Below are 10,425 nucleotides of genomic sequence, written 5' to 3' on the forward strand. Positions count from 1 at the left end.
CGACCCTAAGGCCTAACTGTTCACAACTCCACACCTATCAACAGATATGGACAGCCTCGACGCTCAGTCCTCGATAGCGAGTCCGCGGTCACGCAGCGCCTGCAGCGTCGCGGAGTCGGGGGTGAGCGAGATGAAGTCGATGTGCTCGAGATTGGGCAGCAACGCGAGATCCTCCCAGGAGCCGATGTCGAAGGTACTGTCCTCGCCGTCCCATTGCGGCGCGATCTGCCCGTAGATCTCGTTCCCGGCGTCGACGACGAGGTTGCGGACCTGGCCGGCCGTCGCCGCGTCGATCTCCAGCCGCTCGAACCAGGCCAGCGCCTCCGGGACCGGTGTCGCGCCCTCGGTGGCCAGGTCGATCTGGCGGTCCCGGTACCAGCGCACGAACTCGGCCAGGGAGAACTTCGGCTCGATGACCTCCTGCTGGTACATCAGTTCGTCGAGGACCGCGAGCTTGAGGTTGAGGTCGGTGAAGACCAGCGGCGCGCCCGCGGCCGGCCGGACGGCGTACCTGTGATCCTCCGCCGGCCTGTCGTCCTGCACCGGCTTGCTCATCTCGACGGCTTCCAGGGCGTCGCCCACGTACGTCACATAGTGGCGGACGCCGTGCAGGTTCACGGGGCCTTCCGTTTCCGGAAGCTTGTGCTCCACGGCCGCTCCGTCGATCCGGAACGTCCCGGAGAACGGAGCCGTCGGTAAGTAGCGCGGACCGTCCTCCTCGAGGAGGAACTGGAGAGCGAGCGTCTTGACGTGCTCGTCGTCCAGCAGGTGGCCGTAGATCCCGCGATCATGCCAGGTCACGACCGAACCCGCCTTGCCGTCCCACCGGGCCGGTGCGCCCCAGTGCCCGGACAGTACGTCGATCCGAAGCGGCAACTGTCCGACATCGACGCCGTCCACGGAGAAGCCGGCAGGGGAGAGGTCAATCACAGCGGCGGTCACACGGGCAGCCTAGCCCGGGGGTGCGGTCAGGCAGTTCTTGCAGACACCGACCAGGGCGACCTGTTCCGGGGCGAGGTGGAAGCCGAGGTCGCGGGCGAGTTTCTTGCGGGCGGACTCGAGGGTGTCGCCGGGAGCGTCGTACACGGTCCCGCACTCGGAGCAGCGTAGATGCAGGTGCCGCGGCGCCAGGTCCCCGGCCAGGTGGTACGTCGTACCCGCCCGCCCGAGGTGCACGTGCGTCACCAGCCCGAACTCGCCGAGCGCGTCGAGCGCCCGGTACACGGTCGCCCGGTGGATGCCGGGCCGCAGTTGCTCGGCGCGTTCGCCGATCTGCTCCGCGCTGAGGTGCTCCTCGGTGCCCGCCAGCACCTCCACCACCGCAAGCCGGGCAGGAGTGACCCGCTCCCCCCGCTCCCGCAGCCGCTGCGCGCTGACCTCGACAGCACTCGTCATCCGCGCTCCTCGCAAATCCACCGGTTCCAACGCCACCCAATGTACGTTCCTACCACGTCCAACCCCGAGGGAACTCCGATGAGTGATCAGCCGAACGCGATAGTCCGCCGCGGCCCGGCCCAACTGCGCGGTGTCGCACGGAACGTGCAGTACCGCTCCGAGGCCCGCTCGGAGAACGGCGCGATCCAGGTGCTGACCCTCCGGCTCGAGCAGCCCGGACTGTCGCCCGTACAGGTCGAACTGCGCGCACTCGCCCTGGAGGGCCAGGTTGTCGAGGGGGAAGAGGTGACCGTCTCCGGGAGGTGGCGGCGTGGGCGACTCGTCGCGCGGGAGATTCTCAGCCAGAGCACCGGCGTCGCGGTCCGCGGCCGGAAAGCACCGCTGTGGCTGGTGCTTCCGGTCGTGATCGCGTTCCTGGCGATGTTCGGGCTCGTGCTCTACTTCGTCATCGTGGGCATCACCGGCTCCGGCCGCTGACGCTCAGGACTTCTTCGCCGGAGCCTTCTTCGTTGTCGCCTTCTTCGCCGCAGTCTTCTTCGTTGCGGTCTTCTTGGTCGCGGTCTTCTTCGCGGCCGTCTTCTTCGTGGCGGTCTTCTTGGCGGCGGTCTTCTTCGCCGTCCGCTTCACCGGGCCGCGGGCGCGCTTCTCCGCGAGCAGCTCGGCCGCGCGGAGCAGCGAGATGGTTTCGACCGAGTCGTCCTTGCGAAGGGTCGCGTTGGTCTCGCCGTCGGTGACGTACGGGCCGAAGCGGCCCTCCTTGACCACCACGGGCTTCTTGGACTCCGGGTCCTCGCCCAGCTCCTTCAGCGGCGGTGCGGCGGCCCGGCGGCCACGCTGCTTCGGCTCCGAGTAGATCTTCAGAGCCTCCTCGAGCGTGATCTCGAACATCTGCTCCTCGGTCGACAGTGACCGCGAGTCCGTGCCCTTCTTCAGGTACGGCCCGTACCGCCCGTTCTGCGCGGTGATCTCCTCGCCGTTCGACGGGTCGACCCCGACCACCCGCGGCAGCGACAGCAGCTTCATCGCGTCGTCGAGACCGATCGAGTCCAGCGTCATCGACTTCAGCAGCGACCCGGTGCGCGGCTTCGCGCTCTTCGGCGCGTCCTCCGGCAGCACCTCGGTCACGTACGGCCCGAACCGGCCTGCCTTCGCGACGACCTTGAGTCCGGTGTCCGGCGCGTTGCCCAGCTCGTGCTCGACGCCCGACGGCTGCTCCAGCAGCTCGCGCGCCTTGTCGACGGTCAGCTCGTCCGGCGGCAGGTCCTCCGGTACGTTCGCGCGCCGCTCGTCCTTGTCCTCGACGTACGGCCCGTACCGGCCGACCCGGACGACGATCCCGCTGTCGTCCCCGCCGACCGGGAACGTCGACATCTCCCGGGCGTCGATGTCGCCCAGGTCGGTGACCATCGACTTGAGGCCCTCGAGCTGGTCGTCGCCGAAGTAGAACCGGGCCAGCACGCCCTCGCGCTGCAGGTCACCGGCCGCGACCTCGTCGAGCACGTCCTCCATCGTCGCGGTGAACGCGTAGTCCACCAGCCGGGTGAAGTGCTCCTCGAGCAGCCGCACCACCGCGAACGCGAGCCACGCCGGAACCAGCGCCTGGCCCTTCTTGTAGACGTAGTTGCGGGCCTGGATCGTGCCGATGATCGACGCGTACGTCGACGGCCGCCCGATCTCGCGCTCTTCCAGCTCGCGGATCAGCGTGGCTTCGGTGTACCGCGCCGGCGCCTTCGTCTCGTGCCCCGACGCGACCACCTCGGTGGCCGGCAGTACGTCGCCCTCGGCCACGTCCGGGAGCCGCGTCTCCTGGTCGTCCGTCCCGGCGGACGGGTCGTCCGCGCCCTCGACGTACGCCTTGAGGAACCCGTGGAAGGTGATCACCCGGCCGGACGAGGTGAACTCGCACTGCTCGCCCGTCCCGGCGGTGGCGTCGATCTTGATCGAGACGCTGTTCCCGACCGCGTCCCGCATCTGCGAGGCGATCGTCCGCATCCAGATCAGCTCGTACAGCCGGAACTCGGCACCGCTCAGCCCGGTCTGTGCCGGCGTCTGGAACGTCTCGCCGGCCGGCCGGATCGCCTCGTGTGCCTCCTGCGCGTTCTTCACCTTGGAGGTGTAGACGCGCGGCTTGTCCGGCAGGTACGACGCGCCGTACAGCTCCCGGACCTGCGCCCGGGCGGCGGTGATCGCGGTGTCCGACAGCGTGACGCTGTCGGTACGCATATAGGTGATGTTGCCGTTCTCGTACAGCCGCTGGGCGACCTGCATGGTCTGCGACGCGGACATGCCGAGCTTGCGGCCGGCCTCCTGCTGCAGCGTGGTGGTCCGGAACGGCGCGTACGGCTTGCGGGTATACGGCTTGGACTCGATCGACCGGACCGTGAACCGCGACTCCCGCAGCGCGGCGGCCAGCCCGGTCGCGGTCTGCTCGTTCAGGTGGACGGTGTTCGCGCCCTTGAGCTCACCGATCGAGCTGAAGTCGCGGCCCTGCGCCACCCGCTTGCTGTCCACCGAGACCAGGCGGGTACCGAACTGCCGCGGGTTCCGGTCCTCGCCGGCGTCCAGCGTGGCGTCCAGGTCCCAGTACGACGCGCTCCGGAACGCGATCCGCTCGCGCTCGCGGTCGACCACCATCCGGATCGCGACCGACTGCACCCGGCCCGCCGACAGCCGCGGCATGACCTTCTTCCAGAGCACCGGGGAGACCTCGTACCCGTACAGCCGGTCCAGGATCCGGCGCGCCTCCTGGGCGTCAACGAGGTCCTCGTCGATGTCCCGGGCGTTGCCGACCGCGTCCTGGATCGCCTTCGGGGTGATCTCGTGGAAGACCATCCGCTTGACCGGGACCTTCGGCTTCAGCTCCTCGAGCAGGTGCCAGGCGATCGCCTCGCCCTCGCGGTCCTCGTCTGTGGCCAGGAAGAGCTCGTCGGCGCCCTTGAGCAGGTCCTTGAGCTTGCGGATCTGCGCCTTCTTGTCGGCCGGTACGACGTACAGCGGGTCGAAGTGCTCGTCGACGTTCACGCCCAGCCGTGCCCACGGCAGGCCCTTGTACTTCGCCGGGATCTCGTCCGCCCCGCTCGGCAGGTCGCGGATGTGGCCGAAGCTGGACTCCACCACGTACCCGGACCCCAAGAAGCCGGCGATCATCCGCGCCTTCTTCGGCGACTCGACGATCACCAAACGGGTCCCTGCGGCTGTCTTAGTCCCTGCTGCCCCTGCCACTGCGCTCCCTACTCTTCTCGTCCTGCTGACAACGCCCCTCGTCCGACGCCTGTTCCCCCGAGCACAGACCGACCCTGCCCGTGGACAGGGTACGGCCGACGGCAATGCAATTTCTCAACGCACGGTAACCGCAAACGGCCCCGTACGCCTCCGAGGGTGCCAGAAAGTGGCGAACGCCCCACGATCACGGCGCGTCGCGATCCCACCACAGTGTGCCCCCGGCGACGAATCGAGCGTACGCCGTCTCAGCGGACGAACCGTACCTCGGGGAACTTCGGGGAGTCGCCGCGGAGCAGCAGCGCGGGCCGCCGGCGGAGCGTCAGGTCGAAGTACGCGGCCAGGTACTCGCGCTGGGCGAGCACGCTGCGGGCCGGCTTCGTGCTGCCGACCAGCGCCGTGATCACCGACGAGACGATCGGGTCCTCGCCGTAGATCGCGTGGAACAGCTGGGAGAAGACGAACTGGTAGTCGGTGAACGCCTTCTGCTTCGACCGGACCAGTGTCAGGTTCAGCCGGCCGCCGCGCTGTGCCGCCCAGAACGCTGCCCACGACTTGTCGTAGTAGTCCTTGCCCGGCTCGGTGCGCTGCGTCTCGGCGGAGCCGAACAGCAGGAACGGTCGGTCCAGCCCGTGCTCGGCGACGTCGCCGAGCGGGCCCTTCAGCCGGTCGTCCTGGAGCGTGCCGTCGAGGTCGGCGCCGGCCAGGATCCGCTCGTCGGCGAGCATCGCGTTCCCGGTCGCGTAGCCGCCGAGCGCGTGCCCGAACATGCCGATCCTGCCGACGTCGAGGCCGTCCGCGAACCCGTCCGGGAGGGGTTTGCCGTCCGCGTCGACATCGTCCCCGTCGGCGATCCGCTGGAGTTGGTCGAGGACGAACCGGACGTCGGCGGTGCGGGTGCCGACGGCTGCCCGGATGCCGGACGGCTGCGGCGGGTCCTGCGACGTACCGGGGAGGAATCGTCCGCCCGGGAACTCCACCGGCGTTTCGTGGGAGTGGTCGATCGTGACCACGACGTACCCGCGGCTGGCCAGGTCCTCCACCTGGGCGGTGTTCACGAAGCGGCTGGTCTGGTAAGCGGGCGAGAACAGTACGACGGGGTGGCGGAGCGGCTGCATCGGTACGTCGAGCCGCGCGTGCGTGACGGTGTTGCCGAAGTCGAAGGACCCGCTCGGCAGCGCGAGCCCGTCCTCGCCGGTCCAGATCGCGTCCACCTCGACCGCGGTCCGCGCCGGCATGTACTTCGCGAACGGCGCGGTCGCGGACATCCCCGACGGATACCAGAAACTCACCATCAGTTCCCGCTGCCCACTGGGCATCGCCGGATCGATCCGCCCTTTGTCGACCAGATGCACAGCCGTCGTCCCCAACGCCTTCCGCCCAGTAGGCGCCGGCAACCTGAACCGCACCGGACGAAAGTCCGGGTCGCCCGCCGCCCGCAACTGCTCCATGACCCCGGCCCCGTCGGGCTCACCAGCCCAACCGCCTCCGCCAACACCAGCCGACCCGCCCTGCCCACCCGCCGCGCCCAGCGCTCCGGGTCCGCCCGGCCCACCCGGCCCACCCGGCGCTCCGGGTCCGCCCGGCCCAGCGGGTCCGGTGGGGCCGCCCTGGCGGCCGGCTCTGGGGTCGAAGGGTGAGGCGTGCGCGGCGCCCGCTCCTACTACCGCCCCGCCGGCCGCCAGGCCGGCCAGCAGCAGTGCGCGCCTGGTGAGGTTGGGGCTGCTGGGGCCGGTGGGACGTGGGTTCGCCATGCGACTCATCGTCATCGTCCCGTTTCACCCCGTGATGGCGACACCGTCTCAACTTGATGAAGCTGACCTGATGACAATCCGCGATCGATGAGCTTCACTGTGCACATCTTGTTCATTGATGCGTGAAGTGAGGCACTCGTGAGCATCTTTGTCCGCATGAAACGTTCAGTAGTCGCCCTGGCGTTACTCGCCGGTGCACTCGTGTACACCGCCGGTCCCGCCCGGGCCGCCGGCACCACTCTCGGTGACGTCACGGCGTTCTCGGCCGATCAGGCGACGTACACCCTCTCCGCAGGCCCCGCGAAGGTCCGCGTCCTGTTCCTCAAGGACGACGTGTTCCGCCTGTGGATGGCCCCCGACGGCAACTTCACCGACCCGGCGAGCACCGGCGAGGGCTCGACCATCGTCACCAAGACCGACTACGGAACCCCGCGGACCACCTGGCGCGACCGCGGCACGTACTACTCGCTCAGCACCGGCAAGATCGAAGTACGCGCCCAGAAACAACCCCTCAAGTTCTCCGTCTACCGCGCCGACGGCCAGCTCGTCTGGTCCGAGGCCGCGCCGCTCTCGTGGACCGACACGTCCACCACCCAGACCCTCAACCGCGGCGCCAGCGAGCAGTTCTTCGGCGGCGGCATGCAGAACGGCCGGTTCTCGCACCGCGACCAGACGATCAAGATCTCCAAGGACTTCAACTGGGAGGACGGCGGCAACCCCAACGCGTCGCCGTACTACATGAGCACCGCCGGGTACGGCGTACTCCGCAACACGTTCAGCCCCGGCAGCTACAGCTTCACCGATCCGGTGGTGAGCACCCACGACGAGAAACGCTTCGACGCGTACTACTTCGTCGGCGACCTGAAGACGTCCCTCGACCGCTACACCGAGCTCACCGGCCGGCCGTTCATGCCGCCGATCTACGGGCTCGAGTACGGCGACTCGGACTGCTACAACCGCGGGCACTACGCCACCGACCCGGACCCGAGCAACGACTGGAAGGTCAACCCGGACAAGGTCACCACGCTGGACGCGGTCAAGGTCGCGCAACGCTTCAAGGACCAGGACATGCCCGGCGGCTGGATGCTCGTCAACGACGACTACGGCTGCGGGTACTCCGCGAACACCGACTCCGAGCAGGTCGACGGCACCTGGTGGGGCAAGCGCGACATCCCCGCGCTGAAGCAGACCGGCGACGAACTGCGCGCCCGCAACATCCAGATGGGCCTGTGGACGCAGTCCAACCTGGACCGCCAGCCCGCCGAGGTCGGCGACGCCGGCGTGCGCGTCCGCAAGCTCGACGTCGCGTGGGTCGGCCCGGGGTACCGGTACGCGCTGAGCGCGTGCGACACCGCGCACGACGGCATCGAGCAGTACAGCAACGCCCGCGGGTTCGCGTGGATGGTCGAGGGCTGGGCCGGCGCGCAGCGCTGCGCCGTGCAGTGGACCGGCGACCACAGCGGCTCGCTGGACGCGATCAAGTGGCAGATCCCCGCGATCACCGGCTCCGGCAACTCCGGGATCGCCTACAGCGCGGGCGACGTCGACGGCATCTTCGGCGGCAGCGCGACGTCGTACGTGCGTGACCTGCAGTGGAAGGTGTTCAACCCGGCGCTGATGAGCATGTCCGGCTGGTCGACGCCGGCGTACAAGCAGCCCTGGGCGTACGGCGAGCCGTACACCGCGATCAACCGGAAGTACCTGAAGCTCCGCGAGCGGCTGCTGCCGTACTTCTACACGTATGCCGCCGAGGCGCACCGGACCGGCGCGCCGCTGGACCGCTCGCTGGTGCTGGAGTACCCGAACGACCCTCGCACCTGGGACGACACGACCAAGTACGAGTTCCTGGCCGGCAAGAAGTTCCTGGTCGCGCCGATGTACGACGCCGACGAGGTGAAGAACGGGATCTACCTGCCCGCGGGCCGGTGGATCGACTACTGGACCGGGCGGGTGTACCAGGGCCCGACGACCGTGAACGGGTACCACGCCGCGCTCGACACGCTGCCGCTGTTCGTGAAGGCCGGCGCGGTGGTGCCGATGTGGAAGCCCGGCATCAACAACGCGGTCGAGCAGCAACCGGGCGACCCGATCAGCGTCGACATCTACCCGTCCGGCAAGTCGTCGTTCGCGATGTACGAGGACGACCGGGTGACGCGCTCGACGAAGTCCGCCACCCAGACGTTCTCGGTCAACGCACCTTCACAGGGGCGCGGCGACATCAGCGTCGACATCGGCCCCAGCATCGGCGCCTACGACGGCAAACCAGCCGCGCGGGCGTACGACCTGACCCTCCACACCGGCAGCGCACCCCACCAGGTATCCATTGACGGCAAGGCCATCAGCTGGAGCTACTCGAACGGAGTGATTCGGATCCCCACCGGGTCGATCTCCACCGCACGCAGCGCCGTGGTTCAGATCGACGGCACCTCGGCCGTCGGCGGACCGGACGTCACGAACACCTTCGGCACTCCTGAGCTGACCACTCCATCGCTCTGGAACGCACCGGGCCAGCCGACCGAAGTCACCGCCTCCTTCCGCAACGGCACCGGTACGACGGTCCGCAACGTGCAGCTCGACGTACAGGTCCCGTCCGGCTGGTCCGTCGCCGGGCCGAACACGTTCTCCAGCGTCGCACCCGGTCAGAGCGTGACGACCAAACTCCAGGTCACGCCCGGCGCGGACGTCAAACCCGCAAGCTTCACGCTGACGCTGCAGGCGTCATACGTTGCCCAGAGCAAGAGTTATTCCAACACCGCCAGCGGCACGGCGCAGTTGCCGTACGCATCGTTGTCGCAGGCCGCGAACGTGGTCGGAGTGAGCGACGTGTCGACGTACAAGCAGGGCAACTTCGACGGGTCCGGCAACAGCTTCAACGGCGAGGCGCTGGCGGCCGCCGGATACAAGCCCGGGGCAACGGTTTCGGTCCAGGGCGCGAACTTCACCTGGCCGACCGGCGCACCCGGTACGCCGAACCTCGTCAAGAACCAGTCCGCACCGATCCTCGTCTCCGGCACCGGATCACACCTGGCACTCCTCGGCGCCGGAGCCAGCCTGAACGCCCGCGGAACGGTGACGATCATCTACACGGACGGGACGACGTCCCAGGGCACGTTCCAGCTGCCGAACTGGTGCTGCCAGGACCCGACCACGGGCGGCGCGAAGCTGGCGGTGTCGGTGAAGGGCCGCTATACGGCGGCCGGCCTGAGCAACACGACGACGGACTACCGGGTCTTCTACACCGCCGTACCGCTGGATCCCGGCAAGACCGTCAAGGCGATCAAGCTCCCCGGCGGCGGACTGGGCTTCTTCGCCGCCACCATCGCCGACAAGCCGTTGCCACCGGCACCGACCGGCGAGAACTGGGTCAGCGACCTGGAGTTCCTCGACGCCACGAACGGCTGGGGACCGGTGGAACGCGACCACAGCAACGGCGAGGACGCCGCGGGAGACGGCGGCCCGATCACCCTCAACGGCGTCCAGTACGCCAAGGGCCTCGGCGCCCACGCCCCGTCCTCGGTCTCCGTCCGGCTCGGCGGCAACTGCACCACCTTCACCAGCAAACTCGGCGTCGACGACGAGGTCGACGACCGCGGAAAGGTCACCTTCAAAGTCCTCACCGACGGCACCGCCAAGTACACCTCCGACCAACTGACCGGCACCTCCCCCACCGCCTCGACCACGGTCGACGTAACCGGCGCCCAAACCCTCACCCTCCAGGTAACCGACGCCGGCGACGGCAACACCAGCGACCACGCCGACTGGGCCGACGCCAAACTCAGCTGTAAATAGTCAAGAAGGAAAGGAAGTACTAAAAGACAAGGGCAAATCAAGAGAAAAGAACAAACAAAAGACAAAGATATAGTGGGAGTTGGGTGCCTGGCGGGCTTGGATGCGCCGGTCACCTACGCACTCGCACCAAGAACTGACATGGACGGGCGTGGACGCCGCAACCGACGTCCAGGCCCGTCCGGCGAAGAGTTGGATCAGGCAACTTCACCTGATGGTTTCCCACGGCACGGGCCCGCTTGGTGCTCAGGACCCGAGACGTTCGGCCCCT

6 protein-coding genes are annotated in these 10,425 nt (G+C 68.4%); 2 read left to right on the top strand and 4 right to left on the bottom strand.

From position 1 onward, the window contains the following. Window positions 1-63 precede the first annotated feature (63 nt). Both ACQHIV_RS27255 and ACQHIV_RS27260 read right to left on the bottom strand, forming a co-directional pair. A complete protein-coding gene (locus ACQHIV_RS27255; RefSeq protein WP_427886369.1) occupies window positions 64-942 on the bottom strand; it encodes a DUF6892 domain-containing protein in 879 nt (292 codons plus the stop codon). A 9-nt stretch (window positions 943-951) separates the two neighbouring features. Then, window positions 952-1,395: a Fur family transcriptional regulator gene (locus ACQHIV_RS27260; protein ID WP_427886371.1), complete on the bottom strand. Its 444-nt coding sequence runs from the start codon at window positions 1,393-1,395 to the stop codon at window positions 952-954. Window positions 1,396-1,473: 78 nt separating this feature from the next. Between ACQHIV_RS27260 and ACQHIV_RS27265 the strand changes: the two genes are divergently transcribed. Further along, entirely contained in the window at window positions 1,474-1,872 is a 399-nt protein-coding gene (locus ACQHIV_RS27265; RefSeq protein WP_427886373.1) for a hypothetical protein, read from the top strand. Window positions 1,873-1,875: 3 nt separating this feature from the next. On the opposite strand, the gene topA is transcribed toward ACQHIV_RS27265, so the two are convergent. Together topA and ACQHIV_RS27275 are read right to left on the bottom strand one after the other, a co-directional pair. After that, window positions 1,876-4,572 (bottom strand): type I DNA topoisomerase, encoded by a 2,697-nt coding sequence (gene topA / locus ACQHIV_RS27270; RefSeq protein WP_427886375.1) that lies wholly within the window; start codon window positions 4,570-4,572, stop codon window positions 1,876-1,878. Window positions 4,573-4,862: 290 nt separating this feature from the next. After that, window positions 4,863-6,368 (bottom strand): hypothetical protein, encoded by a 1,506-nt coding sequence (locus ACQHIV_RS27275; protein WP_427886376.1) that lies wholly within the window; start codon window positions 6,366-6,368, stop codon window positions 4,863-4,865. 156 nt (window positions 6,369-6,524) lie between these two features. Here ACQHIV_RS27275 and ACQHIV_RS27280 point away from each other — a divergent pair, with 156 nt between their 5' ends. After that, window positions 6,525-10,157 carry an NPCBM/NEW2 domain-containing protein gene (locus ACQHIV_RS27280; protein ID WP_427886378.1) on the top strand — a complete coding sequence of 1,211 codons (3,633 nt, stop codon included), beginning with the start codon at window positions 6,525-6,527 and terminating at the stop codon, window positions 10,155-10,157. Window positions 10,158-10,425 lie beyond the last annotated feature (268 nt).

The sequence above is a fragment of the Kribbella polygonati genome (assembly GCF_050320105.1).
Lineage (GTDB): Bacteria > Actinomycetota > Actinomycetes > Propionibacteriales > Kribbellaceae > Kribbella.